At 72.0% G+C, this 17,083-nt stretch carries 13 protein-coding genes; 9 read left to right on the top strand and 4 right to left on the bottom strand.

Annotated elements, in window-relative coordinates; genetic code table 11:
* The first annotated feature begins 600 nt into the window (after positions 1–600).
* Positions 601–1,557, top strand: coding sequence for a DMT family transporter (locus tag ACFU53_RS23450; protein ID WP_383995625.1), 957 nt, complete (start codon positions 601–603; stop codon positions 1,555–1,557).
* Positions 1,558–1,962: 405 nt separating this feature from the next.
* Here the strand turns inward: ACFU53_RS23450 and ACFU53_RS23445 are convergent, their stop codons facing one another.
* The gene (locus ACFU53_RS23445) at positions 1,963–2,520 is read right to left on the bottom strand and encodes a GntR family transcriptional regulator (RefSeq protein ID WP_383995622.1); all 558 of its coding nucleotides are present in this window, start codon (positions 2,518–2,520) and stop codon (positions 1,963–1,965) included.
* A gap of 42 nt (positions 2,521–2,562) precedes the next feature.
* The gene (locus ACFU53_RS23440) at positions 2,563–3,657 is read right to left on the bottom strand and encodes a pentapeptide repeat-containing protein (RefSeq protein WP_383995619.1); all 1,095 of its coding nucleotides are present in this window, start codon (positions 3,655–3,657) and stop codon (positions 2,563–2,565) included.
* A 174-nt stretch (positions 3,658–3,831) separates the two neighbouring features.
* Here ACFU53_RS23440 and ACFU53_RS23435 point away from each other — a divergent pair, with 174 nt between their 5' ends.
* On the top strand, positions 3,832–4,191 hold the full coding sequence (locus tag ACFU53_RS23435) for a DUF952 domain-containing protein (protein WP_383995616.1): 360 nt from the start codon (positions 3,832–3,834) through the stop codon (positions 4,189–4,191).
* A 70-nt stretch (positions 4,192–4,261) separates the two neighbouring features.
* Here ACFU53_RS23435 and ACFU53_RS23430 read toward each other — a convergent pair whose 3' ends face one another.
* On the bottom strand, positions 4,262–7,642 hold the full coding sequence (locus ACFU53_RS23430) for an FAD-linked oxidase C-terminal domain-containing protein (RefSeq protein ID WP_383995662.1): 3,381 nt from the start codon (positions 7,640–7,642) through the stop codon (positions 4,262–4,264).
* A 338-nt stretch (positions 7,643–7,980) separates the two neighbouring features.
* On the opposite strand from ACFU53_RS23430, the gene ACFU53_RS23425 reads away from it, so the two are divergent.
* The 6 genes from ACFU53_RS23425 to ACFU53_RS23400 all read left to right on the top strand — a co-directional run bounded on the left by ACFU53_RS23425 (position 7,981) and on the right by ACFU53_RS23400 (position 15,231).
* Positions 7,981–10,527 carry an ATP-binding protein gene (locus ACFU53_RS23425; protein ID WP_383995613.1) on the top strand — a complete coding sequence of 849 codons (2,547 nt, stop codon included), beginning with the start codon at positions 7,981–7,983 and terminating at the stop codon, positions 10,525–10,527.
* A complete protein-coding gene (locus ACFU53_RS23420; RefSeq protein ID WP_383995610.1) occupies positions 10,524–11,045 on the top strand; it encodes a roadblock/LC7 domain-containing protein in 522 nt (173 codons plus the stop codon). The genes ACFU53_RS23425 and ACFU53_RS23420 overlap by 4 nt, the downstream gene beginning before the upstream one ends.
* Positions 11,042–11,389, top strand: a complete 348-nt coding sequence (locus ACFU53_RS23415; protein ID WP_383995607.1) for a DUF742 domain-containing protein — start codon at positions 11,042–11,044, stop codon at positions 11,387–11,389. The genes ACFU53_RS23420 and ACFU53_RS23415 overlap by 4 nt, the downstream gene beginning before the upstream one ends.
* Positions 11,390–11,420: 31 nt before the next feature.
* On the top strand, positions 11,421–12,650 hold the full coding sequence (locus ACFU53_RS23410) for a cytochrome P450 (protein ID WP_383995604.1): 1,230 nt from the start codon (positions 11,421–11,423) through the stop codon (positions 12,648–12,650).
* Between the two features lie 338 nt (positions 12,651–12,988).
* Positions 12,989–14,107, top strand: coding sequence for a phosphoserine transaminase (gene serC, locus ACFU53_RS23405; RefSeq protein WP_383995601.1), 1,119 nt, complete (start codon positions 12,989–12,991; stop codon positions 14,105–14,107).
* A gap of 221 nt (positions 14,108–14,328) precedes the next feature.
* Positions 14,329–15,231 (top strand): calcium-binding protein, encoded by a 903-nt coding sequence (locus tag ACFU53_RS23400; protein WP_383995598.1) that lies wholly within the window; start codon positions 14,329–14,331, stop codon positions 15,229–15,231.
* A gap of 32 nt (positions 15,232–15,263) precedes the next feature.
* On the opposite strand, the gene ACFU53_RS23395 is transcribed toward ACFU53_RS23400, so the two are convergent.
* The gene (locus ACFU53_RS23395; protein WP_383995595.1) at positions 15,264–16,679 is read right to left on the bottom strand and encodes a PLP-dependent aminotransferase family protein; all 1,416 of its coding nucleotides are present in this window, start codon (positions 16,677–16,679) and stop codon (positions 15,264–15,266) included.
* A gap of 105 nt (positions 16,680–16,784) precedes the next feature.
* On the opposite strand from ACFU53_RS23395, the gene ACFU53_RS23390 reads away from it, so the two are divergent.
* Positions 16,785–17,030 carry a hypothetical protein gene (locus ACFU53_RS23390; RefSeq protein ID WP_383995592.1) on the top strand — a complete coding sequence of 82 codons (246 nt, stop codon included), beginning with the start codon at positions 16,785–16,787 and terminating at the stop codon, positions 17,028–17,030.
* Positions 17,031–17,083: the final 53 nt, after the last annotated feature.

The following is a 17,083-nucleotide window of genomic DNA, read 5'->3' as shown; positions in this document are numbered from 1 at the left end:
GCTGCCGCGCCGGCGGGGGCACTTGGTTGGGGTTGGCGTTGGGGTTCGTGTTCGGGTTCGAATTGGCGTTCCGTCGGGGGGTAAGCGGTGCAATGACCCTGAAGCTCATACCGACTCCTTGCGAGTTTCCAGCGGGACGGGAATTCCGCACGGACGGGGAGGGGATCAGGGCCGTCGCCCCGGGCGATCCCTCCGCCCGATGAAAAGAAACTTAACACGACCGTGCGAGAAGAAAGGGAAAAACTCAGAATTCAATGCACGGATTAATGCTGTGAGAACCTATGAATTACCTTGGGAATGAATAGGTATCGGCTGGGTCCGAGCTGGGATTTGACTGTCCGTCAGACGGTGGTCGCGGGGAATCCACAGGTGGGGACGGAGAGGGGCGGGCACGGCGGGGTGGACGCGAGGCGAACCCCGACGGGGCCGATCTCAAAGGTTGCGGGCCGTCTACGTAAGTCGCAAAACTGATTACAGACCTGACTTAGTCCATTGCTTTGCACTATCAAGTCCCCCATACTGAACGAAGCACCTCGATCCCCTCTCCCCTCTCCCCTCTCCCCTCTCCCCTCCGTTCTCCGCTCTCCCTGGACGGCCCCCGTGACACTCCCCAGCGCTGACCAGTCCGCGCCCGCCACCGCTGCGCCGACGCCACCGGCCGGCCGCGCCTCCGGCGAGGCCCGCGCTTCCCGTGGCATGGGTTCCCTCGGGCCCGTGGGGCTGGTGCTGGCCGGCGGGATATCGGTGCAGTTCGGCGGGGCGTTGGCGGTGACGCTGATGCCGCGGGCCGGGGCGCTCGGGGTGGTGACGCTGCGGCTCGCGGTGGCGGCGCTGGTGATGCTGGTGGTCTGCCGCCCCCGGCTGCGCGGGCACTCGCGCACCGACTGGAGCACGGTGATCGTCTTCGGCGTCACCATGGCCGCGATGAACGGCCTCTTCTACCAGTCCATCGCCCGTATCCCCCTCGGCCCCGCCGTCACCCTGGAGGTGCTCGGCCCGCTGGCACTCTCCGTCCTCGCGTCCCGCCGAGCGGTGAACATGGTGTGGGCCGGGCTCGCCCTCTGCGGCGTCTTCCTCCTCGGCGGCGGAGGAGGCTTCAACGACCTCGACCCGCTCGGCGTCGCCTTCGCCCTCGCCGCCGGGTTGATGTGGGCCCTGTACATCGTGTTCAGCGCGCGTACGGGGAGGCGGTTTCCGCAGGCCGACGGCCTGGCGCTGGCCATGGCCGTCGCGGCGGTGCTGTTCCTGCCGCTGGGGCTCGTCGAATCGGGGACGCGACTCGTCGACCCGACGACGCTCGCCCTGGGCGCCGCCGTCGCCATACTGTCCTCCGTCCTCCCCTACACCCTCGAACTCCTCGCCCTGCGCCGCCTGCCCGCCTCCACCTTCGCGGTCCTCATGAGTCTGGAGCCCGCGATCGCCGCGACCGCCGGCTTCCTGATCCTCGACCAGGCCCTCTCCACCATGGAAGCCCTCGCGATCGCGCTGGTCATCGGGGCGAGCATGGGGGCGGTGCGGACGCAGGTGGGGCGGGGGAAGGCGGGGGTTTCGGGGTGAGCGGGGCGGATCGTCCGGGCCTTACGCCGGGCAGAGCGGCCGTACCCGCGCACTGACCGTCCTGCCCGGCACACGCCGGTGAACGCGCTATCGCACCGCGCCGCCAGGCACGACGCGGACCGGGATGTACTGGTCGTACAGCCGCTCGTTCGTGGCCGTGAAGTCGGTTCGGGTGACGATCGCGCAGCGCACGGTCTCGCCGCACACCTCGCCGTCCGCGATCTCGGGCCGGAGGCTCAGCGTCGTACGGAACTTGCCGCCCTTCTCGTACGGGAGGGTGATGCCCGGCGTCCCCGTCCCGGTGTCGGTGATCCGGCGCGACGACCCGTCCTGCGCCTCACGGCCGCCGAGACAGGGACGAGACCGCCACAGCGGTGAGCCCGAGTCCTCTCGGCCTCCGTCGCCCTAGCTCTCCGGCCCCGCCTCGATGCCGATCTCGTAGCGCAGTCGCTGGCGCCTCGCCGGCATCACCATGCGGTCGACCTGGATCGGGCGGCCGTCGCGGTCGAGGGTGACCCTCGTCAGGCGGAGCACCGGTTCTCCCGGTGCGGTCCGGAGGGTCTCCCGCTCCTCGGCGTCCGGGTTGTCGGCTGTCACGTCCTCGCGGACGAGGGCGCCGACGTGGCCCAGTTGGGCGAGCAGCGTGACGGCTCCGCCGGGAATCTTGGCGGTTCCGGCGAGACCGGTGCCGCGAGCGATGTCGACCGGGTAGTAGGTGTCCGTCAGCTCGTTCGGCTGGCCGTCGAGGAGGATCAGGCGGCGGCGTACGACGGCGGTCTCGCCTTCGGCCAGCTCCAACAGCCGCGCCACCTCGACGGGCGCCGCCACCTCACCGGCGTACAAAATCCGCTGGGTGCCCCGCCGTCCCTGGGCCGCCGCGTCCGCGCCCCAGGCGTCGCCCCGCCCCTTCTCCCGTGGTGTCAGATACGGCATCGAGGTGCTGACCCACCTGTTCGCGTTCACCCTGCCCTCCACATGCCTACGACCGTACGTCGGACCCCTCGGTCACCGCATCGAGCGCAGTGGTGGGTGTTGGGTGGTGATGCCCGGTGGTTGGAGGAGGGGTGGGGCTTCGGGGCCGGGGTCGTCGATGGGGGTGAGGTCGGCGGTGGTGGGGTCGAAGTCGGGGGGCCAGCGGGTGTGGGCGCTGCTCAGGGCGCCGGTGAGGCGGGCCTCGGTGAGGTCGGCGGTGGTCAGGTCAGCGCCGCGCAGGTCGGCCAGGCGGAGGTCGGCGCGGTGGAAGACGGCGCCGGACGCGTCGGCCTTGCGGAGGTTCGCCTCGCGCAGGTCCGCCTCGGTGAAGTCGGCCTCGCGCAGGTCGGTTTCGACCAGGCGGGCGCCCCGCAGGTCGGCCAGGGCGAGGCGGGTGCGGCGCAGGATCGCGGTCTTGAGGTCGGCGTGCCGCAGGTTGGCGGACACAAGGGAGGCCTGGGCCAGGTTGGCGTGATAGAGGCCTGCTGCTTCCAGGCATGACCGGTCGAGGTTGACCGCGGTCAGCCACAACCCGTCGCAGTCGGCCCGGCGCAGGTCGGTGACGCTCAGGTTGAGCCACGACTGCTCCCGGGGATGGAGCAGCAGCACGCCGAGTCCGGTCAGCGCCACCTGGGCGTCGGCCGCCCGTACCTCCAACGGCACGACGTCGTTGATCGGCGTCTCCGCCGCCGGGGCCTCCGGTCCGGTGGGCGGCCAGGGCAGATGCGTACGCAGGTAGGCCGCCAGGATGGAGAGAATCGCCTCGCGGTCCCTCGCCGAATGCTCCGCGATCCGCCACAGCGCGTGGAGCCCGCCGATGCGTACGTCCAGTTTGTCGCTGCCGAGTTGGTCGACCGCCCGGCTGAACCGGTCGGTGACATAACCCTCCTGCGTCGCGCGCAAACCGTCCTGGCTGACCCGCAGTTGGCGCCATGTGGCGTACGCGCCGAAGAGAACGGCCAGGCCGCCGATGGCCTGCAGCAGCGTCGTACGGACGTCGCTCACGGCCTTGAGTCTGTCCCGCGCGTCCACGCTCGCCCCGGCGAGATCGTGATCCACCACCGCGCCCGGCAGGAGGACGAGTACCGCGCCGACGACGATGAGGCCCACCAGCCCGGTGACGGCCACGACCAGCGTCCGTCGCCTCCCGGCCAGTCGGTCCCGCCACGTTCGACGACCGCGCCCCCGGATCTCCATGGGCACGTGAGCGTAGGCGGCGGGTGGAGTTCGATCAAGGTGTCGGTCACGGGCCGCGGTAGTCGCCGCCCGTCGCGTCACCGGGCGCTGTTGTATAACCGGCCCATGATCTACCACGTCGTCTCCCTCGATGCCTGGACCGCCCGCGCCGACCAGCCGTACGCCCCCGCGTCACTCCCGGAGGACGGTTTCGTGCACTGTTCTCCGGATGAGGCGACGACCCTGGCCGTCGTCAACGCCTTCTATCGGGACGCGCCCAAGCCGTTGCATGTGCTCGTCCTCGATGAGGAACGGCTGGATGCCAGGGTGGAGTTCGAAGCGGCTGCTCCCGCTCCGCCGCCGGGAGTCGGGGCGGATGTTCTGTTTCCGCATGTGTTCGGGCCCCTCAACCGTGACGCCGTCGTGCGGGTCCTGGAGATCCGGTGGGACGAGGAGGGCCGCGCGGCGGGGCTCGGGACGAGCTAGCGGTTCGCATGACCAGGAAGGCGGATGAGGGTTTCCCCACCGGTGCATTTCCGGACGTTCTTCGGAGCGATCACCGGGAGGGAGCGCCGTCCAGCCCCTCAGCCAGCACCTCCGCCAAGTGCCTCCCCCGCCTCCCCGCCAGCTGCTCCAGCTGCGTCCGGCATGAGAAGCCGTCCGCCAGGACGATCGCACCGTCGGCCGCGTCCCGTACCGCCGGGAGGAGTTGGTCCTCCGCGCAGGCGACCGAGACGTCGTAGTGGCCCTTCTCGAAGCCGAAGTTGCCGGCGAGACCGCAGCAGCCTCCGCTGAGGTCGCCGGTGAGGCCGGCGGCGGCGCGGAGACGGCGGTCGGGGGCGTCGCCCAGTACCGCGTGCTGGTGGCAGTGGGTCTGGCCGACGACCGGGCGGTCGAGGGCGGGCGGGGTCCAGTGCGGGGCGTGGCGTTCGAGCGCCTCCGCGAAGGTGGTGACCGAGGCGGCGAGTTGGTGGGCCCGGGGATCGTCGGGGAGGAGTTCGGGGAGGTCGGTGCGGAGCGTCGCCGCGCAGCTCGGTTCGAGGACGACGATGGGGATGCGGGGTGGGGCGAGGTCCGGGTCCTCGTCCAGCAGCCGCCGCGGGACGGGGTTCAGGAACACGTCGAGCATGTCGAGCGTGCGGCGCAGCACCGCGCGGGCCCGGTCGAGCTGGCCCGTCGAGACGTACGTCAGACCGCAACAGATCCGGCTCTGCCGCATCGCGAACAAGGCCCGGGTGAGCCTCAGCTGGGTGAGGGCGACCTCCTCGCCCGCCTCCGCCCTCCTCACCCAGGCCGGCTTCCGCTTCATCCACAGCGTCGGCGGCACGATCACATGCAGGCCGGCCGCCTCCAGCACCCGTAGCGCCGCCTGCCCCACGGACGGCGAGAGGTACTCCGTGAAGGTGTCCGTCCACAGGAGCACGGTCGTCGGCGCCTCGTACCCCTCGTCGTCCGTGTCCTCGTCCGTGTCCTCGTCCGTGTCCTCGTCCGTGTCCTCGTTCGCGTTCTCGTCCGTGTCCTCGTCCGCGTTCTCGTCCGTGTCCTCGTCCGCGTTCTCGTCCGCGTTCGCGTTCTCGTCCTCGCCGAGGTCCGCAAAAGCACTCTCGCCATCGAAGTCGCCGCCGCCCTCGAAAGCGCCACCGCGCTCGGAGTCCGCATCGAGGCCCTCCTCGGCAAGCGCGCGGACCTCGTCGAGCATGTCCGCCGGTTCGTCGGAGCGGAGGGGGCGGCCCCTGGTGGCCTTCTTCCACCTCTTCCTGAAGGCCGGGTCGTCAAAGGGGGTTGCGACGGCCGGCTTCTCCTCCGACGACTCCTCGCCCGCCTCGTCCCTCCGGGCCTGCGCCTCCTCCAGCCTCGCCCGCTCCCTGAGCACCCCCTCGTACCACCGCACGAACGGCACCCTCGCCAGCCGCGGCAGCTCCCGCTCCCCCGCGATCCCGCCCAGCCGCTTGGCGAGCGAAGCCAAGGGACGTACACCGGCGAGGAGGTTGACGAGTCCGGCCGTGCGCGTACGGGCGACCAGGCGGAGCCACAGCGGCAGCCACCCCATCGCGTAGTGGGCGGCCGGGCGGCGGCGGCCGGCGTAGTGGTGGTGGAGGAACTCCGCCTTGTATGTGGCCATGTCGACGCCGACCGGGCAGTCGGAGCGGCAGCCCTTGCAGGAGAGGCAGAGGTCGAGAGCGTCCCGTACCTCGGGCGAGCGCCAGCCGTCGGTGACCACCTCACCGGCCAGCATCTCGTGCAGGAGGCGGGCCCGGCCCCGGGTGGAGTGCTCCTCCTCACCCGTGGCGCGGAAGGAGGGGCACATGACGGCTCCGGACGCCGGACTCACCTCGGTCGTACGGCACTTGGCGACGCCCACGCAGCGCCGTACCGCCGCCGCGAAGTCCCCGCCGTCGTCCGGGTACGCGAACTCCACCGGCACGGGCGTACGCGGGAGGACCGCGAAGCGCAGGTTGGAGTCCAGTGGGGCGGGGCGGACGAGCATGCCGGGGTTCAGGAGGTCGTCCGGGTCCCAGACGCCCTTCACCTGCTCGAACAGCCGGACCATTTCGGTGCCGTACATCTTCGGCAGGAGTTCGGCGCGGGCCTGGCCGTCGCCGTGTTCGCCGGAGAGGGAGCCACCGTGCGCCGTGACCAGTTCGGCCAGCTCCTCGGAGAAGCGGCGGAAGCGGGCGATGCCCGGGGCGGTGATGAGGTCGAAGTCGATGCGGACGTGGATGCAGCCGTCGCCGAAGTGGCCGTAGGGCGTGCCGCGCAGGTCGTGGGCTCGCAGCAGACCTCGGAAGTCCCGCAGATACGCACCGAGCCGGGCCGGCGGCACCGCGCAGTCCTCCCAACCCGGCCATGCCTCGCTGCCGTCGGGCATCCGGGTCGCCGTACCGCTCGCGTCCTCGCGGATGCGCCAGAGCGCGCGCTGGGCGGCGGCGTCCGTCACCACGAGCGCGTCGGCGGCCTCAGCCGCGCGGACGATCGCGTCGGCGTGCGCCCGTGCCTCGGCGGCCGTGTCGCCGCCCGTCTCCACGAACAGCCAGGCCCCGCCGGACGGCAGTGCGGTCGCCCCCGGCGGGACGAGGTCCGCGGCCATGCCCTCCACCGTCAGCGGGCGGTGCGGCAGCAGGCCGGGGGCCGCTTCGGCCGCCGCGCTCTCATCGGCGTACGCCAGAACGGCGAGGGCACGCGCACGTGGAGCCTCGACGAGGCGTACGACCGCTTCCGTGAGCACCCCGAGCGTGCCCTCGGAGCCGCAGAAGGAGCGGGCCACATCCGCGCCGTTCTCCGGGAGGAGGGCGTCGAGGGCGTATCCGGAGATACGGCGGGGGAGGTCGGGGAAGCCGGTGCGCAGGCGGGCCAGTTCCCGCTCCACCAGCGGGCGGAGGCCGTCCGGCGCCCCCGCCCAGCCCTGCCCGAGCCGTAGTACGTCCCCGCTCCCCCCGATCACCGACAGTTCGCGCACGCTGTCCGCCGTCGTGCCCCAGGCGACCGAGTGCGAGCCGCAGGAGTTGTTGCCGATCATGCCGCCGAGGGTGCAGCGGCTGTGGGTGGAGGGGTCGGGGCCGAAGCGGAGGCCGTGCGGGGCGGCGGCCTCCTGGAGGCGGTCCAGGACCAGGCCGGGCTGGACGACCGCCGTACGCGCCTCGGGGTCGAGGGAGACCAGCCGGTTCATGTGGCGGGTGAAGTCCAGGACCACGCCGGTGCCCGTGGCCTGCCCGGCGATCGACGTGCCGCCGCCGCGCGCGACGACCGGGACACCGTGCTCGCGGCACACGGACAGGACGGCCGCCACGTCGTCCGCGTCCCGGGGCGTCACCACGCCCAGCGGTACGCGCCGGTAGTTGGACGCGTCCATCGTCATCAGGGCGCGTGCGGTCACGTCGAAGGCGGCCTCCCCGCGCACGCCCGCCGCCCGCAGCGAGGCCGACAGCGCGGCCCGCATCTCCGCCGTGCCCGCGTCACCTGCCGCGTCCCGCGCGCCCGCGTCCCCACGGCCCGCCGTACCCCCGAATTCCGTCATGCGTCCCAGGATGCACCCGACCACTGACAGTGACCGCGAAGTGACGGGGTGACCGATGAACAGACGGCGCGCCGCTCACCGGGAACGTTGGCTTGATTCCGGAGAGCTAACGGGAAACCGGCCAACCACCGTCACGAACTCTCATATAGTGACGGCCAATTAAGCACCAGACGTCGCTTCTCGTTCAGGGACCGACCGAGTTACCGACTCCAGGAACCGACTGAGTTACCGAGTTCAGAACCGACCGAGGACAACAGCCGATGACCGCGCCCAGCTCCCCTCGCTCACCAGGCGAACGCCCCGCCCTGCGCTCAGTCCTTCCCTTTCCCCTGGCGACCGCCGCGCTCGCCGCGACCGCCGCCGGCGCCGCGGTCGCGCTGGCGCCGCAGTCCGTACGGCTGCCCCTCGCGGGCGGCGCGGGCGCGGCCGCGCTGCTGCTCACGGTCGCCGTCGCGGTCGCCGTGCACGCGCGCGTGTCGGTGAGACTGCTGCGCCACCGCCTGAACGCCGTCTCCCGGGACACGGGTCTGCTGCTTCAGGAACGGGCCCTGATGGCCGAGGAGTTCACGCAGGAACGGGGACGGCTGACGGAGGAGTACGTCCAGGAGCGGGCGCGGGTCGCGGCCGAGTTCGCGCGGGAACGGGCGCGGCTGACCACGGAGTCCGAGCGCGAACGCGAACGGCTGTCCGCCGAACGGGATCGTACGGCCGAGGAGACCGCCCAGGAGCGGGCCCGGCTCGCGGAACGCGCCAAGCAGGCCGAGACCGACCGCACCGCACTCCTCGCCGTCACCGCCAACGTGGCCGGCCGTATGCAGGCCCTCGCCACCGGCACCCTCGCCGACCTGCGGGCCATGGAGGAACGTCACGCCGACGAGGACGTCCTCGCCGACCTCCTCCACCTCGACCACCGCACCGCCCAGGCGGGCCGCCTCGCCGACTCCGTCGCCGTCCTCGCGGGCGCGCGCTCGGGCCGCCGCTGGGCGCGGCCGATCCCCATGGAGTCGATCCTGCGCGGCGCGATGGGCCGCATCGGCGCCTACCGCCGGGTCCGGCTGCACTCCTCCAGCGAGGCCGCCGTCGCCGGACACGCCGCCGAGGGCGTCATGCACGCGCTCGCCGAACTCCTCGACAACGCGGCCAACTTCTCGCCGCCGTCCGCCGAGGTGCATGTGTACGTCGAGGAGGTCCCGGCCGGCGCGATCATCTCCGTCGAGGACTCCGGGCTCGTCATGAGCGAAGTCCAGCTCCGGCGCGCCGAACGCGCCGTGTCGGGCGAGTCCGCCGACCTCACCAGCCTCGCCGGCACGCGCCTCGGCCTCGCCGTCGTGGGCCGCCTCGCCCGCAAGCACGGCCTGAGGATCTCCTTCCGCCCGTCCGCGCGCGGCGGCACGGGCGTCCTGGTGCTCATCCCCCAGGACGTCCTGGCGAGCACGATCCCCACGACGACATCTCCCACGGCGTCCGCCCCCGCGCAGTCGCCGCCCTACGCGGGCGTGCGCCCCCCGCACGACCTGGACACCGAGCCGACGCCCACCCACGAGTTCCCGACGGACGCCCCTGCCGCGCCCGTCGCCGACCCCGTGGCCGACGCCTTGATCGACTCCCTGTCCGGCTACAGGACCAACACTCCGACCCCTGCTACCGACGCCCCGACCGGGCCTCCGGCGTTCGACGCCGCCTACGTCTCCCCCTACAACTCCCCCTTCAGCTCGTCGTTCAGCTCCGAATTCGGCTCTGGCAGCGCTGAGTTCGGGTCCGCAAGCTCCGAGTTCGGAACTGGCAGCTCTCCATTCGGGCCTGCCAGCCCTCAGTTCGGCTCTGGCTTCGCCGCTGAGCCCGGCTCCCACCTTGGCTCCGAACTCGGCGGCCCCGAACTCGGCGGCCCCGAACTCGGCGGCCCCGAACTCGGCGGCTCCGAGCCCGGCTCTCCGGCAGCCGCCGACGAGCCCCACACCGCCTCCGACTCCCTCCCCCGGCGCCGCCGCGGCCAGTCCCTCGCCGAGGCGGAAGCCCGCACCCGGGCCCAAGCCGGCGACGCCGCCCGCTCGGAGCGGGCCTCCCGGCCCGCCGAGGACGCCAGCACCGGCGCCGTCCGCTTCAGCAGCTTCCGCCGCGCGGTGCGTGGCACGGGCGGGCTGGACCAGGCGTTCGTCCAAGGGACGGCCGCAGGGGACGAGGGCGGCACGGGGCTGCCGGAGGCGTCGGCGACGCCGGGGACGCCGGGGACGGCCTCCGCCGCGGGCCGGAACCCGAACCCGGCCGAACCTCACGCACACGAGGCCGCTCTGGAACCCGTACAGGAGGCCGCCCTCGAACCCGTACGGGATTCCGCTCCGCCCGCGGAGGCCGTACGGCAGCCCGAGTTGGAGCCGGTGCGGGAGTCCGAGTGGGGTGCCGTAGGGGGATCGGCGTGGCAGTCCGGGCCCGAACCCGTGCGGGAGGCGACGTGGGAGTCGGGGTCCGTGCAGGAGACCGGATGGGAGCCCGAGCCCGCGCGGGGACTCGCGTGGGAGCCGGAAGCGGCGAAGCAGGCGGCATGGGAAGCCGACGCCGCCAGAGAGCTTCCGTGGGCGCCCGACCCCGCACGGGAGGCGAAGTGGGAGCTCGATCCGGTACGGGAGCCGGCGTGGGAACCCGTACGGGACACGCGCCCCGACCCGGACGACAACACCGCTTCCGCCCCCTTCTCCTCCTACCCGGCCACGGGCCCGGACCCGGATCCGGCCCCCGACCCGGCCGGAGAGCGGCCCCCCGCCCCGGACCCGCGTACGCACCCCTACCTGGAAGGCGACCACACCCCATGACCGGCACCGGCATCGGCACCACCGCCGACGACAGGCTCACCTGGCTCATGGAGGGACTGCTGGAACGCACTCCGGGCGCCCGGCACGCGCTCGTCCTCTCCCGGGACGGCCTGAAGCTGTGCCGTACGCCCGAGCTCTCGGTCGACCGGGCCGACCAGCTCGCCGCGATCGCCGCCGGCATCCAGTCGCTGTCCCACGGGGCGTCCATGGAGTTCGGCGACGGCAGCGGGGGTGTGCGGTCGGCGATGGCGGAGTTCTACGGCGGGGTCCTGTTCATCGTGGAGGCGGGCGAGGGCGCGCATCTGGCCGTGGTGACGGACGAGGACGCGGACGCCGGGCTCGTCGGCCACAACATGAGCGAGCTGGTCGAACAACTGGGCGAGCACCTGAGTGCGAAGCCGCGCCGCGCGACGAGCCCGGCGACCGCTACGACGGCTACAACCGCTTCGACGACTTCGACCACTTCGACCGCCACGACGACGACCGCGGCTACGGCTCTGGCGCCCCGTACGTCATGAGCCGGCCCGGCAGGGACGACCTGCCCGACCGGCTGTACACACTCACCGGGGGGCGCAGCAGGTCCGCGCCCGGAACGCCGTTCGACCTGGTGACCCTGGTGGTCGCGGAGAGCCAGCCGATGCCGGGCATGCAGTCGGAGCATGTGGCGATCCTGCGGCTGACGGAGCGGCCGACGGCGGTGGTGGAGATCGCCGCCGAGCTGCGGCTGCCGGTGAGCATCACGAAGGTCCTGCTCTCCGACCTCCTCACGGCCGGCCGGGTCAGCGCCCGGCATCCGCACAAGGCCGCGCTGATCGATCTGGACATTCTGGAGCAGGTGTTAGTTGGACTTCGCAACCTTTGAGAACGGCGACGGCGTGGGCCACTCGGCACCCATGCCCGCGCCCGCACCCATGCCCGTACCCCTCTTCGGTGCCCGCTTCCGGGGCGAACCCGGCTCCCTGTACCGGGAGTTGCGGCGGGAGCACGGCGAGGTGGTGCCGGTGCTCCTGGACGGGGGCGTACCGGCGTGGCTGGTGCTCGGCTATCGCGAGCTGCATCAGGTGACGAGCGATCCGGAGCTGTTCAGCCGGGACTCCGGGCTGTGGAACCAGTGGCCGAACATTCCGGCCGACTGGCCGCTGCTCCCCGTGATCAGCCCGGAGCAGCCGTCGGTCCTCGGCACGGTCGGCGAGCGGCACCGGCAGCGTGCCGCGCTGATCGGGGAGGCGCTGGAGGCGGTCGAACCGCTCGAACTGCGCGGTCACGTCGAGCGGTTCGCCGACGAGTTGATCGACGTGGTGTGCGGGGTGGGCGCGGCCGATCTGGTGGGGCAGTTCGCGGCGCTGCTGCCCGTGCGGGTCCTGGCGTTCCTCTTCGGCTTCCGGGAGGAGCACGGTCCCGGGCTGGTGGCGGCGCTGAACGACATCCTCGACGGCCAGGACCGGGCGATGGCGGCCGAGGGGTATCTGCGGACGGCGATGGCCCGGCTGGTGGCGGAGCGCCGGCAGCAGCCCGGGGACGACGTCGTCTCCCGGCTCCTCGCGAACGCGCGCGCGTACGAGGTGACGGTCGAGGAGGTCACCCACGACGTGATGGTGATGCTGGCGGTGGGCCACCAGCCGACCGCCGACTGGATCGGCAACTCCCTCCACCTCATGCTGACGGACGACCGTTTCGCGGCGTCGCTCTTCGGCGGGCGCAGCAGTGTGGCCGAGGCCATGAACGAGGTGCTGTGGGAGGACGCGCCCATCCAGAACGCCGCCGGCCGCTGGACCACCCGCGACACCCGCCTCGGCGGCCGTGTCCTCCGCGCGGGCGACCTGGTCCTCCTCGGCCTCCAGGGCGCCAACTCCGACCCCCGTGTCCGCACGCACGGCTCCGCCCTCACCGGCGGCAACAACGCCCACTTCTCCTTTGGCCACGGCGACCACCGCTGCCCCTTCCCGGCCCAGGAAACCGCCGAGGTCATCGCCCGAACGGGTATAGAGGTCGTCCTGGACCGGCTCCCGGACATGGACCTGGCGGTCCCGGCCGAGTCCCTGACGCGCCGGGCCTCGCCTTGGCTGCGGGGGTTGGTGGAGCTGCCGGTGCGGTTCACGCCGGGGCCGGCCCGCGGGGCTTGACCCGGGTTTGTCGCCCCCGCCGCCCCTACCCGTCCCTCCCCCACCCTCGGCTTCGCTCGAGCGGGAGGTGCCCCCATCCAGGGGCTGCGCTCCTTCGACCCCCAGGCGCGGGTGCGGTGGGGGCTGGTCGCGCAGTTCCCCGCGCCCTCAAAAAGCAGGGCTGCGCCCCGTGCTTTTTGCCTTTGGGGGCGCGGGGAACTGCGGGAGAAGCCCCACCCACCCCCACCCCCCGAACAACCCGAACTCCCGAGCTATAGGCACCCGGCCCGGCGGCGCAGCACCGTCTCACCCGACGGACCGTTTCGCCCATGTTTCGCGGAGCCGCTACGCTCGCGGTCGTGGCTGATATCCAGATCCCCTCTGACATCAAGCCCGCCGACGGACGTTTCGGCGCGGGCCCCTCCAAGGTGCGGACGGAGGCACTGGACGCGCTGGCGGCGACCGGTACCTCCCTGCTCGGCACCTCCCACCGCCAGGCCCCGGTGAAGAACCTGGTCGGCCAGGTCCGCGAGGGCATCAGCGAGCTGTTCTCCCTCCCCGAGGGCTACGAGGTCGTCCTCGGCAACGGCGGCTCCACGGCCTTCTGGGACATCGCGACCCACGGCCTGATCGAGAACAAGAGCCAGCACCTGACCTTCGGTGAGTTCAGCTCGAAGTTCGCCAAGGCCGCGAAGCTCGCCCCCTGGCTCGCCGAGCCGACCGTCGTCTCCTCCGACCCCGGCACGCACCCGGAGCCGGCCGCCGAGGCGGGCGTCGACGTCTACGCCTTCACCCACAACGAGACGTCCACCGGTGTCGCGGCCCCGCTCCACCGCGTGGCCGGCGCCGACGAGGGCGCCCTCGTCCTGGTCGACGCCACGTCCGGCGCCGGCGGCCTGCCCGTCGACATCGCCGAGACCGACGTCTACTACTTCGCCCCGCAGAAGTCCTTCGCCTCCGACGGCGGCCTCTGGATCGGCGTCTTCTCCCCGGCCGCCATCGAGCGCGCCGAGCGGATCCACGCCTCCGGCCGCCACATCCCGGAGTTCTTCAGCCTCCCCACGGCGATCGACAACTCCCGCAAGAACCAGACGTACAACACCCCGGCCCTCGCCACCCTCTTCCTGCTGAACCAGCAGCTGGAGTGGATCAACGGCCAGGGCGGCCTCGCCTGGTCCACAGCCCGCACTAAGGACTCCTCGACGCGCCTCTACACGTGGGCGGAGGAGTCCAAGTACGCGACCCCGTTCGTCTCCGACCCGGCCAAGCGCTCCCAGGTCATCGGCACGATCGACTTCTCCGACGAGATCGACGCCGCCGCCGTCGCCAAGGTCCTCCGCGCCAACGGCATCGTCGACACCGAGCCCTACCGCAAGCTCGGCCGCAACCAGCTCCGCGTCGCCATGTTCCCGGCGATCGCCCCCGAGGACGTCGAGGCGCTCACCAAGTGCGTCGACTACGTGATCGAGAAGCTCTGATCACTCCCGCACGACACGTACGACACGTACGACACGTACGACACGTACGACACGTACGACGCTGAAGGGCGCCCGGCGACCACCACCGGGCGCCCTTCGCGTGTCTCACGTCGCGGTACACCGGATCTCCGGTACAACTCCTCCCCCTGGCCACGTGTCTGAACAGGCGACCGGAAACACCAACCGCATCGCACAGCCCCGGCCGAAGGGTTACTTTCCGCATGCGCTCGTACAGAACCGTCGCCACCACCACCTCTCTCGCCCTGGCCCTGGGCGGAGCCGCGCTCGCGGCGCCCACCGCCCAGGCGGCCCCGACGAGCACGGCCACCGTCGTCTTCGAAGCCGGCCTCCTGCGCTACCAGGCCGGCGCCGGACAGTCGAACCGCTTCACGGTCTCCGTGGCGAGGGAGGAGAGGCCCGACTGGGAGTGGGGCTACTGGATCATCACCTTCCGCGACCGGGTGGACATCACCATCGATCCGAGCGCGGCGGCCCAGCGCGACTGCACCTACCCCGAGGCGACCGATCACAAGGTCGTCCGATGCGCCCAGGGCGTTCACCCGAGCGGCGAGGACGAGTTCGTCTACGACGTCCGCCTCGGTGACGGCGACGACTCCGCGACGATTCCCGCCGGCTCCCTGTACGCGGGGATCTACGGCGGCTCCGGCAACGACGTCCTGCTGGGCGACTCCGAGGTCGAGCTCTACGGCGAGGACGGCAACGACCGCATCGTCGGCGGCGGCGGTGTCTGGGGCCTGGGTTCCCGCGGTGGCAAGGGCCACGACATCATGACCGACTGCTCGGACTGCAGCGGCGGCGCCGGGAACGACACCCTCACCGGAAGCACCGAGCTGACCAGGAACACCCTGAGAGGGGACTCCGGCAACGACATCCTGTACGGCAGGACCGACGCCGACGACCTCTGGGGCGGCGAGGGCAACGACAAGCTGTACGGCGGCAGGGGCAACGACACCCTGCGCGGCCAGCAGGGCAACGACGTGCTGTACGGCGACCAGGGCAACGACACGCTCTGGGGCAACGGCGGCAACGACGTACTGCGCGGCGGCCAGGGCACGGACAAGCTCTCGGGCGGCCCGGGCAGCGACAAGGTCCACCAGCACTGACCGAGACCGTCGGCGCACATCAGCGGTCCGCCCTACAACAGGCTGGAGGACTCGATCGCCTCGCGGAGATGGCGGCCCGCTTCGTTCACCATGCTGTCGGCGAGGTTGCCGTACCCGAGGACGAGGCCGTGGTCGGTGTGGTGGTCGGTGGCGTGGTAGGCGGTGAGGTCGGCGACGCGTAGGGAACGGGAGGCCGCGGCGGTGACGACGGCCGCGGTGTCCACGGTCGTGGGCAGCCGGAGGATGAGGTGGAGCCCGGCGGCGATGCCGGAGACCGAGGCGTCGGGCAGCTGGTCGGCGAGGGTCTGGACGAGGATGTCGCGTCGGTTGCGGTACCGCTGCCGGCAGGCGCGGAGGTGGCGGTCGTAGGCGCCCGATTCCAGCAGCGCGGCGAAGGCGAGCTGGTCGAGTAGGGAGGGCTGGGTCGCCGCCTGGTCGGTGTGGTGGAGGTGATCGGTCCAGCGGGGTGGTGCCACGATCCAGCCGATGCCGAGCGCCGGGGACAGGATCTTGCTGAGCGACTTGAACAGGACGACCCGGGACGGGTCCATGCCCTGAACGGTCGCTACCGGACGCCGGTCGTAGCGGAACTCCGCGTCGTAGTCGTCTTCCAGGACGACACCGTCCACGTGGCGCGCCCAGCGCAACAGGGCGGCGCGGCGCTCGGGGACGAGCACGGTACCGAGGGGGAACTGGTGCGCCGGCGTCGTCAGCACGGCCCGAAGACCCGTGTGCCGGGCGAGGTCGTCGGTGCACAGACCGCCGGCGTCCGTGCGGATGGGCACCGTGTCGAGGCCCGCGGCGCCGACCACGTCGCGCAGCCGTGTCCAGCCCGGCTCCTCACACCCCACGGCGGTGATGCCATGGGCACGCAGGGCGTGGCAGACACGTCGTACTCCGTCGGTCACGCTCGTGCACACCGTCACGTCCTGCGGGGCCGCGGAGACACCGCGGGAACGGCCCAGATACTCGGCGAGCAGCCTCCTGAGCCGGGGGTGACCGCCGGACGGCGGGTAGCCGAACTCCGTGAACGCCATGGTCGTCACCTGTGCGCGCACCGCGTCGGCCCACCGTCGGCGCGGAAACGCACGCAGGTCCGGCAGGCCCGGTGCGAGGTCGAAACGGGCCACGGGAGCATGGTGCGTCGCGGGACGCCGGGAGGCGGCGTCGGAATCGTTCGACCAACGCACCCGCGTGCCGGAGCCGGTACGAGCCTCCAGGTAGCCCTCGGCGACGAGCTGGCTGTACGCCTCGGTCACCGCCCACCGTGAACACCCGAGGTCGGCGGCGAGCTGCCGACTGGGCGGCAGGGCGGTACCGACCTCGACACGCCCCTGCCTGATCGCCGCGCGCAACGCCCGCTTCACCCGCTCGTGCAGCGCTCCGTCGCCGGGCTGCCCCAGGTTGAGCAGGAGGTCCCCGGCCAGATTGGTCTGTGATTCCCGCATGCCATTGGACGGTATCAGCGAGCCATTTCTCAGTAACTTCGCAGGTACGAGAACGAGTTACAGGACGAGTTGCAGGGACGAGTTGCGAGGACGAGGAGAATTGTCGTGGCTTCCGTGAGGCGCTCCGTACCGACCACCCAGGCCCACCCGCTGTTCCGCGGCGTGTTCGACGACTGGCTCACCAAGGCCGACGCCCTGTCGGCCCTGCCGAACGCCCCGGTCGTACCGGTCGTACCGGACATGCCGGACGCACCGAAGGCTTTCCCTCAGTTGCGGCTGCCCACCTGGGGCCGGTTGCGGTCCCGCTTCGGCCGGTACACCGTGGCCGAGGCCCATGTCGGACCACCGTGAAGATCGAGGATCGCCGTCCGCACGTGCGATGACGAGGGCGCCCGGCGATACGC

Source organism: Streptomyces sp. NPDC057474, from assembly GCF_042802555.1.
Lineage (GTDB): Bacteria > Actinomycetota > Actinomycetes > Streptomycetales > Streptomycetaceae > Streptomyces.
This window is presented reverse-complemented; position numbering and strand designations above follow the sequence as displayed.

Excerpts from the sequence above, each read along its gene's own strand:
- ACFU53_RS23435 (WP_383995616.1), top strand. The coding sequence starts at position 3,832 with ATGATCTACCACGTCGTCTCCCTCGATGCCTGGACCGCCCGCGCCGAC.
- ACFU53_RS23430 (WP_383995662.1), bottom strand. The coding sequence starts at position 7,642 with ATGCGGGCCGCGCTGTCGGCCTCGCTGCGGGCGGCGGGCGTGCGCGGG.
- ACFU53_RS23425 (WP_383995613.1), top strand. The coding sequence starts at position 7,981 with ATGACCGCGCCCAGCTCCCCTCGCTCACCAGGCGAACGCCCCGCCCTG.
- ACFU53_RS23420 (WP_383995610.1), top strand. The coding sequence starts at position 10,524 with ATGACCGGCACCGGCATCGGCACCACCGCCGACGACAGGCTCACCTGG.
- ACFU53_RS23415 (WP_383995607.1), top strand. The coding sequence starts at position 11,042 with ATGAGCCGGCCCGGCAGGGACGACCTGCCCGACCGGCTGTACACACTC.
- ACFU53_RS23410 (WP_383995604.1), top strand. The coding sequence starts at position 11,421 with ATGCCCGCGCCCGCACCCATGCCCGTACCCCTCTTCGGTGCCCGCTTC.
- ACFU53_RS23400 (WP_383995598.1), top strand. The coding sequence starts at position 14,329 with ATGCGCTCGTACAGAACCGTCGCCACCACCACCTCTCTCGCCCTGGCC.
- ACFU53_RS23395 (WP_383995595.1), bottom strand. The coding sequence starts at position 16,679 with ATGCGGGAATCACAGACCAATCTGGCCGGGGACCTCCTGCTCAACCTG.